Origin of the sequence: Bartonella sp. 1-1C (assembly GCF_002810325.1) — a bacterium.
In the GTDB taxonomy this organism is placed as follows: domain Bacteria; phylum Pseudomonadota; class Alphaproteobacteria; order Rhizobiales; family Rhizobiaceae; genus Bartonella; species Bartonella rochalimae.
In genome coordinates this window covers 431,151-446,806 of the sequence record NZ_CP019489.1, presented here as the reverse complement: position 1 = coordinate 446,806, position 15,656 = coordinate 431,151, and the positions used below count along the sequence as shown (strand labels likewise).

The 15,656-nt window shown below is 37.0% G+C and carries 25 protein-coding genes and 2 pseudogenes; 13 read left to right on the top strand and 14 right to left on the bottom strand.

Annotation, left to right across the window (positions count from 1 at the left end; all coding sequences use genetic code 11):
• Positions 1–88: 88 nt before the first annotated feature.
• The 7 genes from B11cv2_RS02005 to B11cv2_RS01970 form a co-directional block, all read right to left on the bottom strand.
• A complete protein-coding gene (locus B11cv2_RS02005) occupies positions 89–676 on the bottom strand; it encodes an antA/AntB antirepressor family protein (protein ID WP_100693095.1) in 588 nt (195 codons plus the stop codon).
• A 344-nt stretch (positions 677–1,020) separates the two neighbouring features.
• Positions 1,021–1,287 carry an AlpA family transcriptional regulator gene (locus tag B11cv2_RS01995; protein ID WP_100693094.1) on the bottom strand — a complete coding sequence of 89 codons (267 nt, stop codon included), beginning with the start codon at positions 1,285–1,287 and terminating at the stop codon, positions 1,021–1,023.
• 86 nt (positions 1,288–1,373) lie between these two features.
• Entirely contained in the window at positions 1,374–1,997 is a 624-nt protein-coding gene (locus tag B11cv2_RS01990) for a lambda exonuclease family protein (protein WP_100693093.1), read from the bottom strand.
• A 1-nt stretch (position 1,998) separates the two neighbouring features.
• Positions 1,999–2,790, bottom strand: coding sequence for a phage recombination protein Bet (gene bet, locus B11cv2_RS01985; protein WP_100692867.1), 792 nt, complete (start codon positions 2,788–2,790; stop codon positions 1,999–2,001).
• An 82-nt stretch (positions 2,791–2,872) separates the two neighbouring features.
• Positions 2,873–3,613, bottom strand: coding sequence for a Rha family transcriptional regulator (locus tag B11cv2_RS01980; protein WP_100693092.1), 741 nt, complete (start codon positions 3,611–3,613; stop codon positions 2,873–2,875).
• Positions 3,614–3,670: 57 nt separating this feature from the next.
• The gene (locus B11cv2_RS01975) at positions 3,671–4,051 is read right to left on the bottom strand and encodes a hypothetical protein (protein ID WP_100693091.1); all 381 of its coding nucleotides are present in this window, start codon (positions 4,049–4,051) and stop codon (positions 3,671–3,673) included.
• A 210-nt stretch (positions 4,052–4,261) separates the two neighbouring features.
• On the bottom strand, positions 4,262–4,879 hold the full coding sequence (locus tag B11cv2_RS01970) for a S24 family peptidase (RefSeq protein ID WP_100693933.1): 618 nt from the start codon (positions 4,877–4,879) through the stop codon (positions 4,262–4,264).
• Between the two features lie 110 nt (positions 4,880–4,989).
• On the opposite strand from B11cv2_RS01970, the gene B11cv2_RS01965 reads away from it, so the two are divergent.
• Genes B11cv2_RS01965 through B11cv2_RS01955 form a run of 3 tightly spaced genes read left to right on the top strand, consistent with a single transcriptional unit; the run spans position 4,990 to position 5,886 of the window.
• On the top strand, positions 4,990–5,253 hold the full coding sequence (locus B11cv2_RS01965) for a hypothetical protein (protein ID WP_245406988.1): 264 nt from the start codon (positions 4,990–4,992) through the stop codon (positions 5,251–5,253).
• 2 nt (positions 5,254–5,255) lie between these two features.
• On the top strand, positions 5,256–5,459 hold the full coding sequence (locus B11cv2_RS01960) for a hypothetical protein (RefSeq protein ID WP_100693090.1): 204 nt from the start codon (positions 5,256–5,258) through the stop codon (positions 5,457–5,459).
• The gene (locus B11cv2_RS01955) at positions 5,449–5,886 is read left to right on the top strand and encodes a hypothetical protein (RefSeq protein ID WP_100692871.1); all 438 of its coding nucleotides are present in this window, start codon (positions 5,449–5,451) and stop codon (positions 5,884–5,886) included. The genes B11cv2_RS01960 and B11cv2_RS01955 overlap by 11 nt, the downstream gene beginning before the upstream one ends.
• Before the next feature lies 1 nt (position 5,887).
• Here the strand turns inward: B11cv2_RS01955 and B11cv2_RS01950 are convergent, their stop codons facing one another.
• Complete coding sequence (locus B11cv2_RS01950; protein WP_100693089.1) at positions 5,888–6,664, bottom strand: hypothetical protein; 777 nt, start codon at positions 6,662–6,664, stop codon at positions 5,888–5,890.
• Between the two features lie 132 nt (positions 6,665–6,796).
• Here B11cv2_RS01950 and B11cv2_RS01945 point away from each other — a divergent pair, with 132 nt between their 5' ends.
• The 5 genes from B11cv2_RS01945 (at position 6,797) to B11cv2_RS01925 (ending at position 9,769) form a co-directional block, all read left to right on the top strand.
• Positions 6,797–7,129: a dATP/dGTP diphosphohydrolase domain-containing protein gene (locus B11cv2_RS01945; protein ID WP_035006123.1), complete on the top strand. Its 333-nt coding sequence runs from the start codon at positions 6,797–6,799 to the stop codon at positions 7,127–7,129.
• Positions 7,119–7,598: a crossover junction endodeoxyribonuclease RuvC gene (locus B11cv2_RS01940; protein WP_100693088.1), complete on the top strand. Its 480-nt coding sequence runs from the start codon at positions 7,119–7,121 to the stop codon at positions 7,596–7,598. The genes B11cv2_RS01945 and B11cv2_RS01940 overlap by 11 nt, the downstream gene beginning before the upstream one ends.
• A complete protein-coding gene (locus tag B11cv2_RS01935; protein ID WP_100693087.1) occupies positions 7,588–8,775 on the top strand; it encodes a DUF1376 domain-containing protein in 1,188 nt (395 codons plus the stop codon). Before B11cv2_RS01940 ends, B11cv2_RS01935 begins: the two co-directional genes overlap by 11 nt.
• The gene (locus B11cv2_RS01930) at positions 8,759–9,172 is read left to right on the top strand and encodes a hypothetical protein (RefSeq protein WP_245406976.1); all 414 of its coding nucleotides are present in this window, start codon (positions 8,759–8,761) and stop codon (positions 9,170–9,172) included. The genes B11cv2_RS01935 and B11cv2_RS01930 overlap by 17 nt, the downstream gene beginning before the upstream one ends.
• Positions 9,173–9,334: 162 nt before the next feature.
• On the top strand, positions 9,335–9,769 hold the full coding sequence (locus tag B11cv2_RS01925) for a hypothetical protein (RefSeq protein WP_100693086.1): 435 nt from the start codon (positions 9,335–9,337) through the stop codon (positions 9,767–9,769).
• Here B11cv2_RS01925 and B11cv2_RS01920 read toward each other — a convergent pair.
• From B11cv2_RS01920 to B11cv2_RS01905, 4 genes are all read right to left on the bottom strand, one after another.
• Positions 9,766–10,194 carry a type II toxin-antitoxin system HicB family antitoxin gene (locus B11cv2_RS01920; RefSeq protein ID WP_100693085.1) on the bottom strand — a complete coding sequence of 143 codons (429 nt, stop codon included), beginning with the start codon at positions 10,192–10,194 and terminating at the stop codon, positions 9,766–9,768. The two genes, B11cv2_RS01925 and B11cv2_RS01920, sit on opposite strands and share 4 nt — an antisense overlap.
• Positions 10,195–10,254: 60 nt before the next feature.
• Positions 10,255–10,446: a hypothetical protein gene (locus tag B11cv2_RS01915; protein WP_100693084.1), complete on the bottom strand. Its 192-nt coding sequence runs from the start codon at positions 10,444–10,446 to the stop codon at positions 10,255–10,257.
• A 130-nt stretch (positions 10,447–10,576) separates the two neighbouring features.
• Positions 10,577–10,882: a BrnA antitoxin family protein gene (locus tag B11cv2_RS01910; RefSeq protein WP_100693083.1), complete on the bottom strand. Its 306-nt coding sequence runs from the start codon at positions 10,880–10,882 to the stop codon at positions 10,577–10,579.
• Positions 10,860–11,159 carry a BrnT family toxin gene (locus tag B11cv2_RS01905; protein ID WP_100693082.1) on the bottom strand — a complete coding sequence of 100 codons (300 nt, stop codon included), beginning with the start codon at positions 11,157–11,159 and terminating at the stop codon, positions 10,860–10,862. Before B11cv2_RS01905 ends, B11cv2_RS01910 begins: the two co-directional genes overlap by 23 nt.
• 194 nt (positions 11,160–11,353) lie before the next feature.
• Here B11cv2_RS01905 and ssb point away from each other — a divergent pair, with 194 nt between their 5' ends.
• A complete protein-coding gene (gene ssb / locus B11cv2_RS01900) occupies positions 11,354–11,800 on the top strand; it encodes a single-stranded DNA-binding protein (protein ID WP_100693081.1) in 447 nt (148 codons plus the stop codon).
• A 10-nt stretch (positions 11,801–11,810) separates the two neighbouring features.
• Positions 11,811–12,359 carry a hypothetical protein gene (locus B11cv2_RS01895; protein ID WP_100693080.1) on the top strand — a complete coding sequence of 183 codons (549 nt, stop codon included), beginning with the start codon at positions 11,811–11,813 and terminating at the stop codon, positions 12,357–12,359.
• Positions 12,360–12,362: 3 nt separating this feature from the next.
• On the opposite strand, the gene B11cv2_RS01890 is transcribed toward B11cv2_RS01895, so the two are convergent.
• Complete coding sequence (locus B11cv2_RS01890) at positions 12,363–12,785, bottom strand: HicB family protein (RefSeq protein WP_100693079.1); 423 nt, start codon at positions 12,783–12,785, stop codon at positions 12,363–12,365.
• A 20-nt stretch (positions 12,786–12,805) separates the two neighbouring features.
• Positions 12,806–12,987: pseudogene (locus B11cv2_RS01885) on the bottom strand (type II toxin-antitoxin system HicA family toxin).
• Between the two features lie 349 nt (positions 12,988–13,336).
• On the opposite strand from B11cv2_RS01885, the gene B11cv2_RS01880 reads away from it, so the two are divergent.
• From B11cv2_RS01880 to B11cv2_RS01860, 3 genes and pseudogenes are all read left to right on the top strand, one after another.
• Complete coding sequence (locus B11cv2_RS01880; RefSeq protein WP_100693078.1) at positions 13,337–13,684, top strand: hypothetical protein; 348 nt, start codon at positions 13,337–13,339, stop codon at positions 13,682–13,684.
• Positions 13,681–14,262, top strand: coding sequence for a hypothetical protein (locus B11cv2_RS01875; RefSeq protein ID WP_100693077.1), 582 nt, complete (start codon positions 13,681–13,683; stop codon positions 14,260–14,262). Before B11cv2_RS01880 ends, B11cv2_RS01875 begins: the two co-directional genes overlap by 4 nt.
• 573 nt (positions 14,263–14,835) lie before the next feature.
• Positions 14,836–15,324 (top strand): annotated as a pseudogene (locus B11cv2_RS01860) (Rha family transcriptional regulator); the annotation flags it as partial.
• Between the last annotated feature and the right edge of the window lie 332 nt (positions 15,325–15,656).

Genomic DNA, 15,656 nt, shown 5'->3' with positions numbered 1-15,656 from the left:
GGGACTAAATCACCATACCATATTTTGCTTTGCCTCCCCAATTCCCCTCCCCGCTCTTAAAACGGGGAGATGAACCATACTTTTAAAATTAAGCAGCTTTCACAACAGATCTTGCTAAAACCTGCTTTGCTTCTTTAATGAGAGCTTTATATTTTCTGTTCTCTTCATCTACTCTAAAAGCATCAACAAGACGTACATGAATAGGACCTAAAAGATACAAAGCTTTTTCACCTGCATTCATACCCTCCCAATAACTTGGCAAATCAAAACGTGTATCTTCATAATCAACAGATTGGCTTTTAAACTTTTTTTCACATTCAATAAAATAACGACGAGCCTGCCTCCCTTTCTCATTGCGTTCAACCATAGAGAGTTCCTTTGCCATATCTAAAGTGAGATGGTATTCTGTACTTGGACGACCACCTTTAGGTTTCGGTAAATTTTTACCGAAACTCATGATGCTTTGTTTTTCCTGAGAGACATTAGGTTTCGCTAAAATTTTAGCGAAACTTATAAAGTCCTTATTGTCTAGGAAGCCATACTCCTCAATGCGATTTTTAATCCAATTTCTAAATTCGGATTTTATCTCCAAAAACGTATGCAACTCACGTGCATTTACTGTCTGAACAGTTTCCTGATCAATGACTTGTTCTTTAATTTCTATAAGATTGTTCATGATGAACTCCTATGCAGTTAGATGTTTTTGATTGACACTCTAAAGAGAGTGCCGGGTGCTCAAAAACACGGTGCATAGTCCGTCGTTACGCCTTCCCCATAAGGGTATTGTATAGCGTAACTACACCCGACAAGAATCATTATATGCGTGTAACACACAATGAGTCAAAGCCTTTAATGTGCGGAGAAGAGATTGTGTCGGCAATCTATCCGCTATGCATTTAAGGTGTTTCTTAGGCACCTGATTCGAAAATATACATCGCAGAAATAACGTCAAGTCCTCATGATAGCTTTTTGATTTTCTTGTTAATCTCCTCTATAAGCAGTTCGTTACTTTGGACCTCTTCAAGACAATTCTACTGAATCTCTTTCAGTTTTTTTAGCTTCAATATAACGATCAATTTCAACAAGATCCCATTTTAAGTATCGTCCTTCTTGTATAGGCTTAGGAAAAGCTCCGATTTTTACTAGCTCTCTAATATATGTCATTGACATTCCGAGATAAATTGAGAGATCTTGTATATTGACAAGCCGTTGCAAACGCATCGACAGTAAAGCTTGTTCGAATAAGCTTACTTTTTCTACTGAGGCAGTTAATTTTTCTTCGTTCATTTAAAATTTTCCTTATTATCTAAGTGTTGAGAATAATTAAATGGGCGGGGACGCTGGAGGGGGATGGCTGGAGCGTCCCCATAACTTTAAGCCGCTTGAGCTGTAATCTGTTTGATGTCTTGTTCGATTTCTTCTAAAAATGCTTCCACTGCTTGATTGATGGATTCTATCTGTTCATCATTCCGATGGATCCGCTGAACCTTGAGACGTAAGTGAGCAGATTGTCCTGAAAACCGAGGATCATAGCTCACAAAATCACACCACTGACGTCCTGTACAAGCCATTTGAAATTGCATTTGTGCTAAATATTCTGGTTTGATTTTTTCTGTCATCCAGAAACGAAGGTGGTTTACAGACTGGGGACATTTAATCTCTATGAGCCCATTCTCACCAATGAGACCATCAGGGCTTGCACCGGCCATTTCGATTGCAGGATGTTGGATGAAACCACATGGAGTAACCTCTCTATCATAAATAAAGCTATATTCTTTGAGGGCATCCCCTTCATGTTCAATGCCCCGTTGCATAGCAGCTGTTGTATAAGAGTCGCTAATTTCACCAACTAAACGTTCTGTCATGAGTTTGATTTTGTATTCTTCATATTTGCTTGTAGGCATTCCTTTGGATGTTTTATTGAGTACATTGTAAATATTAGATGCGGTGACCTTTCCTAAACGTGCCTGAAACCATTCTGCAGTTCTTTGTTCCATCTCACACCGCTCTTTGTTCTTGGTGATGAACACTGTCTTGTCTATAAGTTTCATCATAGTCATAAACGAATTCAGCAGGCTGTTGTTCTTGAGGGGATTGCTGTTCTCTTTTTTTCTGTAGGAGATGTAAAACAGTCTGTCCTTCTTGAAGAGAAAGATCTGTTATGTTTCTGACATTGGCAAAGCTCAAAACCTTTGTTTCATCTGTTTGTGTTTCCTGCATGAGGTTTTGGATTTCCATGATCATTTCATCGGATACAAGCTGTCTTTGTGAATTGGCGCCCTGATTAATCCGTTCTGCTTCATCTTCATCGTAAATACCGGAAAATCCAAAAGCATAACGAGCACATTGGATGACTGCTTTATGGCGCAGCATGCGTGCAGGATATTTCTGCCATGGGTCAGTTTTTTGTTTACACTCGTTGAGATATTCCGTGACTTCGATAGGGTCTTTAATTTCCTTCAAGCGAATAGCGCATTTGATTGCTATTAGATTGCCGTCCTTATCGAGTTGATCTTGAAAGGTCATGCCATCAAATTTAGGATTTGATTTGATGATCTTGATCCATCCATCAATAGAGACGACAGGAATAATCCCGCCACCTCTTTTAGGAAGAGCATAAATCTCTTTCGTGAGTGGATTTAAGCCATAAGTATTTGCGACGGAGATGAAGGCAGCAAACTCTTCATCAGAGAAGTTATGGCTAATACAAGTTTTAATAATTGTTTTTCGAAACTCTTGTTCTGAGAACCCATATTTTTGGGAGATAAGAGCTAAAGGGGAATTTGTCATAGGAGCAATCCTTGATTTGCACGCACTCTACCCGTGGTATGAAACAGGTATGTAAAAGTGAGTTTTCTTCTAATTTTAATGTTTAATGCATAGTTTGTTTTTGTAATGCTTGAGACAGAACGCCCATACCTTTTGTGGTGACTTTTGCAGAAGGAATAACTTTTTCTATTCCACTGGCAGTTTGAAGTGTGATGGTTGTACAATCCATAAGTTGCTTTTGGATTTTGTCTTGATAAGAGAGCAAATTTCCACCTGCTGCACGTCTATAAACCCAACCTTTTTGCTGTAAAAATTGAACAAATTGTTTTGGTTGCATCTCGAGGATTTTAGCAGCTTCAGTAAGACCAAAGAGGCCATCTTGCCGTTGCAAGCACTCAAGAGCCATTGCCTTTGGTGTGAGTTCAGCAATAAGAGTATCTTTTCGTTCATTTTCATCTTTTAAATGGGTTAAGACACCAAGCATGACCTGTGGACTGGAGTAATCAATCTGTGGAACTACCACCTGTTTTTCCAGTTCTTGCCAACGGTCTATGATTTTAGCCCGTAAGGCAGTACTATAACCTGAGACGAGAATGAGACATTCACGTTTTGGTAGATGATAGCAAGGTAGCGTACGACCTGTTGAATCCTTATATAATCCAGCAAAATCACTCACCCCAAATTTGGGGGCAGTACTTTTGGAGTATAATTCTTCAAGCATTTGCTTGATGTCACGCATAACGTGGTCATGTCTTTTACCGCATAATTTAGCAATCTCGCGGCTAGACATAGTCTGAACAGTTTCCTGTTCAACAGTTTTTGTAATTTCTGTAAGATGCCTCATGATCAATTCCATTGCTTTTTATGATGAGAGTATTTGTAAAGAGAGCTTTGTGCCTTTTTAAAGCACATCAGAAAGTCTGAGACGGTGTTGCTCTTCATAAGTGCCGTAGATTTCATCATCAATTTTTTGATCTTCTAGATCTTTTCTAAAAGCCTCATAAGCATCGCTGTATTCTACAAAAGGATGTTCAATCATTTCATAAAAGCAGCTCTCTGCATTTTCTTTGATATATGCCTCAGCAATTTCTTCAGAGATATCTTCCCATCGATTTGTTGAGAGTTCGACGCGAATAATTCTTTCTACATCCTCAATGTCAGATAAAAAGTTTAAGACTTCGGTTTCATCATAAAAAGGTCCAGACCGTGCAGTGTTTTCATTTTCATTCGTGCATATAACCAAAAGAATTTCATCTGGATTAATAAAAATCGGCTTTTCCATATCTACCCCCTCTAATGCCTTGCAGCTGTTGTTTGTTTGTGGTTTATGGAGATATTAGTACATTATGCGCGAATTATAGTCAAGTACATAATGTACGATTATTTTTAGAAAAATAAAAAATGACGAATCATCGTGTAATTTGAGAATCAATAATCAGCTGTGATTTGTTAATATCATCTAGTTGATAACTTAAATGAAAACGTATTGAGCTTACATGTCAAGGATAGTACGTCGTACACGACCTATTACAGAGATAGCGCCTTCAAGTTTTGGAGCTTTTATTGTTTTGTCGTATGAAGCAGGCTGAAAAGGAGGATCATCATTAGGTCTGTATCGTTTATATGTTGCTTGCCCAGTTTCATCTGCAATTACATAACAGGCATTAGGTACAAGTTTTTTGTCTCGCATATTTACAAATATTATAGAATCTGGAGGACTAATTTTATTCATAGATGCACCATCTACACGCAGAGCAATCCATTCACCAGCAGGAAGGTTCACAGCTTCTGTCATAGGATAATCTGAAAAATCCATTATTCTATCTTGCTCACTTAATTCTCCAGCACTAATCCACGAAATAAGAGGAATACTTATATTGAGGCTAGGATTCTCTTGAGGAGATTCACCATATAAAATCCATCCCGGATCGACATTAAATACTTGTCCGTAGAGTTCAGCTTTTTGGCGTGAAACAGGACGGTTTCCATTTTCGTGACTAATGAGAGTATTTTGATTAAGAGCTGGTATAGCGCGTGCCGCCTCACTTGGTGTTGTGTATCCAGCATTTTTACGTGCTATTTTAAGTCTATCTTTTGGCAAATAAGTCATTCGTACATTATCCACTATTTTTTTCATTCATTGTGTACTATTTTATCTTGATTTAAAATTGTACGTAATGTACTGTTTATTTCATGGTTAATAATTTTTATGTCAAAAGTTTGATTGAATCTTGGGAATCTATACGCCAATTTGCAGAAGAAATTGGATGTAGCTATGAAGCTGCGCGTAAAATGCGCGATCGCAATAGTATTTCACCAAAATACTGGAACACAATTATTCAGTTGTCTAAATCCAAAGATCTACCTTGGGTTACACTAGATTGGTTTCTTCATAATTATAGAAATAAATACCATAGGGATAATCATCCAATGACAAAATCCAAAAAAGATATGCAGCAATTACATTATGAAGAAAGGAAATAAAGATGGATTACGGTTTGGCAACAATGATTGTGTTTTTTATAGTCAATGTAATCATGTTTTTTTCTGGCTTTTACTTTTATAAAATGACGGAAACACAAAAAAAAGAGACAGATGAAATAATGAAAAACATAATACGTCGACAAGAAGATTTAATTGAAAAATATTCTACGCTCTATGCAAAAAGAAAGATCATAGATGATAAATGAACCACAGATCTCTATCACCAAAGTTCAGTTGATTGATCTTGTTAATAAGATTGGAGAGGGAGACATATATTATGGTGTCCTTTCGCATCAAGATGCATGTTTTGGAATAAGCATAGATCCCTTATCAAAAGCTGCTCTTGTCTATATGCTGAATAGTATCTTTGCGCGTGATGATAGAAAATATTTTCCGTTATTGCCGCACGATGACTTTAATCAATGGTTTTCATCTGTGTTTACGCAAGCTTTTACAACTTGGATGGATAATTATTTTGCTCACGAATTCTCATCTTTTTATCGCTTAAATGGGCTGATCTTGTTTATGGGCTCAGTCGAAAGCAAGCTTGGCTTCTTAAGGGATAAACTCATCGAAAAAAGAAAAGAAGAAATCAAATTAATAAATGATGTGTGCAGTATGTGTCTGAATTGAGTTAATCCAATTTTTTAAAGTCTATGAGGTCGGTTTGTGTAGTTACAGTCATTGTTGTTTCTGGTTGCAGTGGGGATGTGTGGGTAATGATTAAAGTAACTTGGTCTTTTATATCTTCTTCACGCGCTGCCACAACAATAGGGATGCTTGTGTACTTACTTTCTGAGGGAGCTATAGAAATATTAACATCGATTTCTTGTCCCGTTCGAAAATGCTCTGCCTTCTTACAGTGTCCGCGTGATATTGGGTATGATTTTTCAACAGCATCAGGATTAACATATGTTGATTGTTTTTGCCGCCATACTATTTCAGGTTTGTATCTAATGCCATATCCAAGAATAAAACGAGAATCATCTTTTAGCTTTATATTTAAAACGTGGATGACAGCTTGTGCATTGTTTTTGATCTTAAAAAAAAGAAGCGTCCACTTGCCCATTGTTGGAGAATGTGGTCCAGTTGTATATATGGAAGCGGGCAAACCCAAATCCTGTACTCTTTTGTTATCTAACAAAATTTTAATATGTTTTTCTGACCATTTGGCAAGATCTTTTGTCGATATCGCTTGCTCTTTAAGGGCTATCGTCTGTTCTTGGCTTTCTGCAAATTGCTTGCTTATCCATTCTCTATCTTCTTCTCGTTTTTTTGCAGCTTTTTCTAAATCATCTTTGCGAATTTTAGCTGCTTCTTTACGATCTTTATTTCTTAAAATAAGCGCTACAGAAAGCGACACAGTAAATGACACAAAACCTGTAAGAAATATATTTGCCCATTCTAGCATCTTTCCCCTCCCCATTTTTTTAGAATCGTTGGGAGCTTACTTTTCCATAAACATTTTTTCAAGACAGGCAATCACAACACGCTCTGCTATGACGCACGCATAAATAGGTAACAACCTTAAGGGGGGATAATCATGGCTTTTGAAGCCGATAAGAATGATAGTGGTAAACCGCGTGTTGATCTTATTCCACCCCTTACATTGCTTGAGGTTGGCCGTGTTTTAGAGTTTGGAGCCAATAAGTACGGTGCAAGCAATTGGCTTCATGGCATGAATTGGAGCCGTTTGTATGGAGCTGCTTTACGTCATTTATTAGCTTGGTTTGGTGGAGAAGATAAAGATCTTGAAAGCGGATTGCCACACTTGGCTCATGCCGTTTGCTGTCTTCTTTTCCTCATGGAGTTTGAAGCACAACAGATTGGTTGTGATAATCGTCCCAAAGAAAGGCAAAAGTATCATGACCATTAAGGCACAAACCATTCTCTGTTTTGATCTAGGGACAAAGACCGGTTGGGCGATTTGTGGTGCCGATGGTCACATTATCAGTGGTGTTATGAATTTCCAGCCCCGTCGTTTTGAAGGGGGTGGGATGCGTTATTTGCGTTTTAAGCAATGGCTTAATGAAATTAAGCTGACAGCAGGGAGAATTGATGCGGTGTATTTTGAAGAAGTCCGCCGTCATATAGGGACAGATGCCGCACATGTTTATGGTGGCTTGTTAGCAACCTTAACAGCATGGTGTGAGTATTATCAGATCCCGTATGAAGGGATCCCTGTTAGTACGATTAAGAAAGAGACAACAGGGAAAGGGAATGCCTCGAAAGAAGAAATGATTAAGGCGGTGTGTGCCAAAGGGCATGCGCCTAAAGATGATAATGAAGCAGATGCTTTGGCAATTTTATATTTAAGGAAAGAAGGGGAAATACATGTCCAGTAAAATACCTTGGACGAGACTTAATACAGACCAGTGGCTATTTAAGCTCTCTGATTTACCACCTATGGAAGTCAATGTTTATGTGAAGTTGCGGGTAAGAATGTTACACACACGTGAACCTCTTTTGAATGATTCACGAATATTATCTCATTTTACATGTTGTACAGTAAAAAGATTTGAAAAGGCGTTAGATTATTTATTTAGATCTGGACACATCATTTGTTTAGAAGATGGTCGTTTATGGAGTTCAGATGTTGAGGAAGAACTCAATAACTCAAACGAAAATTTAAATAAGTTTTCAGAGAGAGCACAGAAGGCAGCGCAAGCAAAATGGGCAAGACATCATCAAGAAAAAACAATTAGTGATGATCAAGATGCTAAGCATGATGCTAAAACGATGCTTAAGGATGCTAAGCATATGCTTAATGATGCTAAGCATGATGCTAAGCATATGCTTAATGATGCTAAAGCAATGCTTAATGATGCTATTAACAATAACAATAACATATATAATAAAAAAACTAATACTATCGTATTAGCAAAAAAAGAAATTTGTTCTGAAAATTTAGAAACGAACGATTTGATTGAAGAGCCAACAGAGGTTGATGCTCTCCAGAACCCATCAGAACAAAACGCAACGGCTGTAGAAAACCAACCTCCCATTCACGAGCAAGAAAACACTCCTAAAGAAGCTAAGCGGAGCAAAACTAAAAAACCTCTCGTAAGCTTGCCTGAGGATTTTGAACCTAATTTGCAATACGCAATTGATAAAGGCTTAACGCATGACGAGGCGCTGTTAGAAGTTGAACGATTTACTAATTTTTGGAAAGCTAATCCATGTTCAAAAGCTAAGCACCGCGATTGGCAAAGGACTTGGTACAATTGGGTTACCAATCCTAGGTATGGATTGCTAGCTAAGAAAAAGGAAGATTTGAAAAAGGAAAAACGGTTAGGTGATCATTATGGCAAACTCACTCAGAAAACTTTCACAGAACAACTTGCAGAAGGCTTCAACGAACTCAGAGATCATCTCTCATCTAGAGAAGATTACGGAAATGATCAGTCCGGGGTACCCATTGATGCTGAAAGCTGGGAATTCATTGACGAAACAGGAGGAGGAGCAAGCCTTAGATTCTTGCAATCGTCTACAAGCGTTGCTCTCTGTGAAAGCTTCAGTTAAGCAAATTGAGCAAGCTTCTTTCCTACTCTCAAGCATGAGAGTCCCTGCGAATACAGATGCTAAAGCCGTGGTTTTATCCTACGGCATGATGCTGGACCGCATTTCATCATACGCTCTGAAAAAGGGGGTCGAAGATATCGTGGTTGGTCAAGCAATTGGGATATCAAAAACATTTATGCCAACTTGTGGAGAGCTTTTAGCTTATTGCCAGACAGTAGAAAATACTCTTCTTTCGAAAGCCGAAAGTGTACGTAGAGCAATTGAAAATACACGTGAGAAAGCAGTCCAAGAAAAAACAGCGAAAGAGCATTTTAGACCACTAACGCTTGTTCAGAAGCAAAAGCTTGAAGAAACTTTAAATGGTCTTGGGAGAACAGTGAAAAACATTGCAGGTTAGCAAAATAGTGAAGTTTACTGATTGTTTTGTGATTTGACATGCGTTTAAATCGACAGAAACGTACCATAGAGAGAGATTTGATAGTTTTTTGATGAATTCCACATTGCAGATACAAAACGCGCTGTGTGATCAAATTTGAGACAAAGAAAGGATAGAGCAAAAATGAGAGAAAACATACTCAGTTTCAAACAATTCTTCTTAGCAAAAAATCAACAGCCTGTGAAGAAGAAAAAGTTCATAGCAACAGCTGTTGGTCATGTTCCATGGGGGCTTGGAGTCGCTGAGCGTTTTTACAATCTGTATGAGTATGATGATGGGACAAGGGAGTATGAAAAGTTTGATGGGGGGCAATATCATGACATGCCTGAGAATACCGATTACAGTACCAAAGCGCAGGTAAAAGCGTGGCTTTATGGAGGAAATGTGCCCCAGACTATTTTGAATGTTGAGCCTCTCATAAGTGAAGTGAACAAAGAAATTCAGCAGTATTCAGCGAAGGTGATGATGTACGATCAAGACGATGAACCCATGTTGAAAGAAATGGAGGAGGAAATAAAGAAAGCACTGGATAAAAAGTTTAAGAAAAATATTTTTTAAGCCGCATCTTTTATTGTGATAACTACTCGTTTGCCCAGTACAGTGAGCGCTTGCTCTAATGTTTGAAGTTTAGTAGGATGGTTTGGATCAAGAATGCGACGTGCTTCTGTTTCTTTTTTGCTAAGACGATTAGCCAATTCTGTTTTTGTGATATCTGCTTTATTAAAAGCTTCTATGACTGCTAATTTAAGAGCATTCCATGCATCTACTGTGACTGCTACAAGATCTTTGTGTTGTTGTGGTGTTGGTAAAGGTAGGTTGCGCATAAGATAACTACGCAATGCTAGTCCTAAAGCTTCGGTAGCATTTTCTAACGCTTCAACTCGATTTTCTCCAGCTGTTATTGCTTCTGGTACATCTGGAAAAGTTACAACAAAACCGCCATCAGGATCAGTTTCAAATTTTGCTTGATAAGTATATTCCATATTTAAATCTCCTCGCTGTCATCGAAATGCTTTTGAAAAAAAAACACTTGAGAGAGTAACTTATACCCCCAATTGCTTCTTTATTATTTTCACGTAAAGCGGAGTTAATTCACCAGATTTTATAACAGTTGTTTTGTCTCCAAAAGTTACCAAATAATGTGATCCTTTACCTGCATCAGGAACTTCATTGTAATGAACACCTCTTTTTCTGGCTTCTTTACGTAATTCTCTAAGCAGTGCCTCTCGTTTCAACTCATCCTCCCCTTCACTTTGATATAAAACAAGTATCGCACAAAAAGGTTCGATAATCAATAATAAATCGAACAAAAAAGTTTGATATATTTATTAAAAGCGACTTGATGCGTTTTAAGCTGGAAAGATGTTAACGCATTGAACGAAGCATGGCATCACGTAAAATGGCGTTAATCCGCGTTTGATAGCCTTTTCCTTGACTTTTAAGCCATGCTAGCACATCTGAATCTACACGCACCGTTGTGACAGTCTTCGTTGGTTTATAAAATGGATTACGAATGGCGTTTTTCCAGAATGCATCATCTAGTGGTGGAATATCACTATGATCAATTGCATTATCCGGCATTGCTGCTAGTTCATCAATTTCAACTCTCTGCTTATCTGTCAGAGGTGATAAGTTACCTACATCAATTTCATAACGAACTTTCTTCTTCATAATATTTTCTCTCTTTCAAATTAGCACGCCGCGCTGAAATAATACGGATGATCTCTATGCCACCTTTATCGTCATGGATAGTATGTGCTACAAGCAACAATAGGAAACCATCTACAAGTCCTAAAGTTTGCCAACGATATTCACCGTTTTCAATGCGGTCTTGTTTAACCATGGCGAACGGGTCTGCAAAAACACGTGCAGCAATTTCAAAACTTACACGATGTTTTTTAAGATTGCTTTTTGCTTTAGCCTCATCCCATTCAAATCCTATTTTCATATCTTATGTTAATACATTTATGTATGTATATCAAGAGTTTTAAATGAACACCGAATTATCTATATTTTTTGCATATTAAAATATAATATAATACTTTAAAAAAATGTTATTAATATATTGAAACAATTGAAAAAATAAGCAAATCATGTTAAGATCTTATATCTATAAAAGACAAGTTTAAGGTCAATAAAAACATGCTCAATAAAGTGACATTAATCGGATACCTTGGGGCTGATCCCGAAGGAAAAATGATGCCTTCTGGTGCAGAGATTGTGAATTTTAAGTTGGCAACTTCTCAGAGCTATACAGACAAAGAAACCCATCAGAAAATAAAAAAAACCGAGTGGCATTCCGTGGTGATTTTTAATCCTCAACTGGCAAAGATAGCTCTCCAATATCTTAACAAAGGAAGTAAAATTTACCTTGAAGGACAGCTTCAAACCCGCAAATGGCAAGATAAAAAGGGACAAGATCATTCCATAACAGAAATTGTTCTGCCTCAGTACAAAGGCGAGTTAAAGTTACTTGATGCAAGGAAAGATCAATATACGTCCCCCTCACCCACTACTTCTCAAAATTATGCTACAGCCTCAGGCGCTCAAAATCATGAGGTATCTCTTAACGATAGCATGCCATTTTGATTGAAAAAATATGACAAAAAGAAAAAAACGAGCAAAACGTGGACGTCCACGTATTAAAAAATGTATCCGAGAACCCAATGGACGTATTTCTCGGGCTAAAAATAAAAAGCCATTTGTAGCTGCTAATCAATTAGCGATTGAAATGCGTGTTAAGCATTTTGGTTTGACTATAGAACAGGCAAAAAATTCACTTTCTGGAACTTATATCGGACGGCTTTATCTGCAAAGCAAACTCAATCAAGACCAATATGATGCAGCACAAAAGTACCTACAAATTAAAAATGATTATCTATGTGCAAAAGGTTTGCCTTGTGCTGTTTATGACGATTTTTCTCCTTCATCAAATGAAGAAGCACAAAAACAGTGGATTGAAAAAGCAACGCATTATTATGAAGAAATGAAAGAGGTTATCAAAGAAGCACAATGTTTTTACCGTCAATACAACCTACATTCCGCATTACAATATCTTGTTGTAGAAGATCAAATATTACCATACCTTGTGCCTTCATTGCATATCGTTCTTAATGCGCTCCATAAACATTTTACGCAAAACCGATAAATTTTAAGCGGCATCTTGGATACTAATGGTAACCTCTTTTCCAAGAGTAATAAGAGTGGATTCTAAAGAGTCTAATTTTGTTGCGTGTTTTAAATCCAACAATCGATCAATTTGTATTGGATTGAGTTTTAAAAGACGCGTAAGATCAGCTTTGCGTAAATTCTTTTCAACCATAGCATTATGTATTGCAATTTTTAAAGTGACCAATGAAGATACTTCAACAAAAGGATAGGCAGTATCACGAGCTCCGAAAGGGACAACTTCTCGATCTTGGAAACGCCCCATAATAACTGTTAAAAGGGCATTTTTAGCGTGTTCTAAAGCCTCTTTTTCGTCGTTACCATAGGTAATAAATTCTTGAAAGTCTTTGCAAACGACAAGAAGAGTATCATTGTCATCTTTGATAAATTTAAGTGCATATTTCATTTGCATCTCCATATTCAGACTTACTTGAGATCAAGATTTTTAAGAATCTTTTGAATTAATCCTGTTCCTAACTCTTTCCGCGTGCCATGCATAGGTAAAACGGACTTTTTAGAACCACGTTTACAAGCAAATGGCCGCCTTCCCCTGAGGTGAAACTGCAACCATGTTTTGTAAGATATCTTTTTAACTCTTGACTGTTCATAAATATAATGCAACATCCAAAATGTTTAAATACAACACAAATGTTGTTGATATAAAATTAAAAGAGTAGCTTTTGAAATACTAAATTTTGATCAAAAAATAAAAAAAATACAAAATATAGATTTTTTCTATTGACAATACGTGAAAAATCGTATTTAATGACATCGCGGCACTAGTTGAATTGTGTCTAAAATTCAAAAATATCCCCTAAAATTTGGTAAAATCTTAAGCTTTCAAGATAGCTTAAAGCACTGTTTTTATTGATAAAACAGGCTAATCTATTTTGCAAATATCAAAAGCTATTAATTGACCAATGATGTCATTAATTAATTGCCTCAAAAGGAGCAAAAATGAAAGCAATCATCACTAAGCCAATGTGTGTTGTTGGCGATAATAAAAGCACTATTCATTTTAAACAATCAACTCCAAATAATCCATTTGTAGAGATTTCCAATCAAGTCTATGCTCGACTTAAACGAGCAAACGCCGCAAAACCCTTTGTTGAAAGTAAAACAACAATAAAACCTGAAAAAGTAATTAAACAAACTAAACCAATAGAAAAAGAAGTCGTACAAACATCCTCTGAACCAGATGTAGAAGAAACTTCACTTCAACAGATCGAAGCACCTAAAGAACAGATCGAAGCACCTAAAGCTTCTACATCATCAACACCTCCTACCCAAAAGTTTAAAAGTTGAAATTAATCATCCACCAAAAATGGTATCTGCAACAAGCAAAAGATACTTTTACCAATCTTCAAGCGCCACGTCTTAATTGGGCTTTGCGTAATGCTGTTAACACCGCAGCAAAACAAGTCGAACGTTTTACCGAAAAACAAATTGCTGACGCTACATCAGCCCAACCAAAGCGTGTCAAAAAAGGCGTTTATATTAAAGATAAAGCTACAGCAAAGTTTCTCGAGACAGATGTCATTGGTTCTGGAATACCGATACCTCTTAAATTCTTTAACACAAAAGAAACAAAACGCGGTGTAACTTACAAAATGTTTGGAAAACAACAAATCTTGCCTCACGGTTTTATCAAGGGAGGGAATTTTCCAAGGCGTGTTGAATTAAAAAAGATGAAGGGTAATGTTTTTCAAAGGGTAGACGGAGATAAATTCCCCATTGCAAAACAAGAAGGACCATCAATTGCTACAGTTATGTCTAAGCCAGAAATTGAAAATGCTATTATAAAAAAAGCCAATGAAAGATTAATCGAAAACATACAGAGACAACTTGAACGTCAAGAATACGCTGCCAATAAAAGAAGCTAGATCATGTTCTTAAGCTCTATCTATTAATTACATATCCTTATTGGTTTACGCATTACCTAACATATTCTTATTGTAATTTAAAAAAGATTACCGATGATACTTTTTATTTTCCATAAAAAAATCAATAAAATCAATGCAAAAGGTACTTCCCAGCGGGTTGGATCTGTTGCGGGGCAGACGAGCGCGAACTATCGCTAGCGACAGAATTTTCAAATCAACTGTACATTGTACACATAACATATTGATAAATAACAAATTTAATATGCATTAATTATTTAAAAAATGTGAAGTCACCTCTTGACAATATGATAACAATATGTCTATTGTCGAATCAGGTGCCTCAAAAACGCCTTAAACCAATAGCGGATAGATTGCCGATACAATCTCTTCTCCGCACATTAAAGACTTTGACTCATTATATGCTACATGCATATAATAATGTTGTCGGGTGTGGTTATGCTATACAATACCTTATGGGGAAAGCATAACGACGGACTATTGGCCGTGTTTTTGAGCACCCGACACTCTTTTTATTGAGTGTTAATCAAAAACGTCTAACCAATAGGAGTTCACATGAACACTCTCATAGAAACTAAAGAAAGCACTTTTAGTGAAGCAATCGTTCAGACTATGTCTAGTCGTGAAATCGCTGAACTATGTGATAAACGGCATGACCATGTTATGCGTGATATCAAGAAAATGCTTGAAGAACTTAACGCCCCCAAATTTGGGGTGGTTGATTTTAGCGGTTATTATCTTGATAGCAAAGGAGAAACACGCCCTTGCTATCACCTACCCAAGCGTGAATGTCTCATTCTCGTATCTGGTTACAGTACTTCCTTACGAGCAAAAATCATTGACCGTTGGCAAGAATTAGAAAAACAAGTAGCAACACCGCAAATAAATCTTGCCAATGCTTTAGAAAATCCTCTTACAATTAAACAACTTCTTTTAGAGAGTATCAATCAATTAGAAGATTTAAGAAATGAGGTAAGTACACTCAAGCCAAAAGCAGAGGCTTTAGAAGGCTTAAAGCGTTCTGATGGGCTGTTTGGTTTGATTAACGATTGGTGCTATCAATACATGCCAGTATTTAGTCTATAGTCTGAAAAATATAATATTGTTACTTGACATTATAATAGGAATATGTATACAGTCGAATCAGGTGCCTGAAAACACCTTAAAACATCTAGCGGATTGGTTGCCGAAATAATCAATCTTCTGCACATTAAAGATTTTGACTCGTTATATGCGACAAGTATATAATGACCTTATCGGGTGTAGTTACGCTATACAATACTCTTATGAGGAAAGCGTAACGACGGACTAGATGCCGTGTTTTCAGCGCCCGATACCTTTTGGTATCAATGAAAACCTCTAACATCTAGGAGTTC

What these genes read in the sequence shown, in the direction of transcription:
- B11cv2_RS02005 (WP_100693095.1), bottom strand. Translation starts at nt 676, where the DNA reads ATGAACAATCTTATAGAAATTAAAGAACAAGTCATTGATCAGGAAACT.
- B11cv2_RS01995 (WP_100693094.1), bottom strand. Translation starts at nt 1,287, where the DNA reads ATGAACGAAGAAAAATTAACTGCCTCAGTAGAAAAAGTAAGCTTATTC.
- B11cv2_RS01990 (WP_100693093.1), bottom strand. Translation starts at nt 1,997, where the DNA reads ATGGAACAAAGAACTGCAGAATGGTTTCAGGCACGTTTAGGAAAGGTC.
- bet (WP_100692867.1), bottom strand. Translation starts at nt 2,790, where the DNA reads ATGACAAATTCCCCTTTAGCTCTTATCTCCCAAAAATATGGGTTCTCA.
- B11cv2_RS01980 (WP_100693092.1), bottom strand. Translation starts at nt 3,613, where the DNA reads ATGAGGCATCTTACAGAAATTACAAAAACTGTTGAACAGGAAACTGTT.
- B11cv2_RS01975 (WP_100693091.1), bottom strand. Translation starts at nt 4,051, where the DNA reads ATGGAAAAGCCGATTTTTATTAATCCAGATGAAATTCTTTTGGTTATA.
- B11cv2_RS01970 (WP_100693933.1), bottom strand. Translation starts at nt 4,879, where the DNA reads ATGACTTATTTGCCAAAAGATAGACTTAAAATAGCACGTAAAAATGCT.
- B11cv2_RS01960 (WP_100693090.1), top strand. Translation starts at nt 5,256, where the DNA reads ATGGATTACGGTTTGGCAACAATGATTGTGTTTTTTATAGTCAATGTA.
- B11cv2_RS01955 (WP_100692871.1), top strand. Translation starts at nt 5,449, where the DNA reads ATGATAAATGAACCACAGATCTCTATCACCAAAGTTCAGTTGATTGAT.
- B11cv2_RS01950 (WP_100693089.1), bottom strand. Translation starts at nt 6,664, where the DNA reads ATGCTAGAATGGGCAAATATATTTCTTACAGGTTTTGTGTCATTTACT.
- B11cv2_RS01945 (WP_035006123.1), top strand. Translation starts at nt 6,797, where the DNA reads ATGGCTTTTGAAGCCGATAAGAATGATAGTGGTAAACCGCGTGTTGAT.
- B11cv2_RS01940 (WP_100693088.1), top strand. Translation starts at nt 7,119, where the DNA reads ATGACCATTAAGGCACAAACCATTCTCTGTTTTGATCTAGGGACAAAG.
- B11cv2_RS01935 (WP_100693087.1), top strand. Translation starts at nt 7,588, where the DNA reads ATGTCCAGTAAAATACCTTGGACGAGACTTAATACAGACCAGTGGCTA.
- B11cv2_RS01925 (WP_100693086.1), top strand. Translation starts at nt 9,335, where the DNA reads ATGAGAGAAAACATACTCAGTTTCAAACAATTCTTCTTAGCAAAAAAT.
- B11cv2_RS01920 (WP_100693085.1), bottom strand. Translation starts at nt 10,194, where the DNA reads ATGGAATATACTTATCAAGCAAAATTTGAAACTGATCCTGATGGCGGT.
- B11cv2_RS01910 (WP_100693083.1), bottom strand. Translation starts at nt 10,882, where the DNA reads ATGAAGAAGAAAGTTCGTTATGAAATTGATGTAGGTAACTTATCACCT.
- B11cv2_RS01905 (WP_100693082.1), bottom strand. Translation starts at nt 11,159, where the DNA reads ATGAAAATAGGATTTGAATGGGATGAGGCTAAAGCAAAAAGCAATCTT.
- ssb (WP_100693081.1), top strand. Translation starts at nt 11,354, where the DNA reads ATGCTCAATAAAGTGACATTAATCGGATACCTTGGGGCTGATCCCGAA.
- B11cv2_RS01895 (WP_100693080.1), top strand. Translation starts at nt 11,811, where the DNA reads ATGACAAAAAGAAAAAAACGAGCAAAACGTGGACGTCCACGTATTAAA.
- B11cv2_RS01890 (WP_100693079.1), bottom strand. Translation starts at nt 12,785, where the DNA reads ATGAAATATGCACTTAAATTTATCAAAGATGACAATGATACTCTTCTT.
- B11cv2_RS01880 (WP_100693078.1), top strand. Translation starts at nt 13,337, where the DNA reads ATGAAAGCAATCATCACTAAGCCAATGTGTGTTGTTGGCGATAATAAA.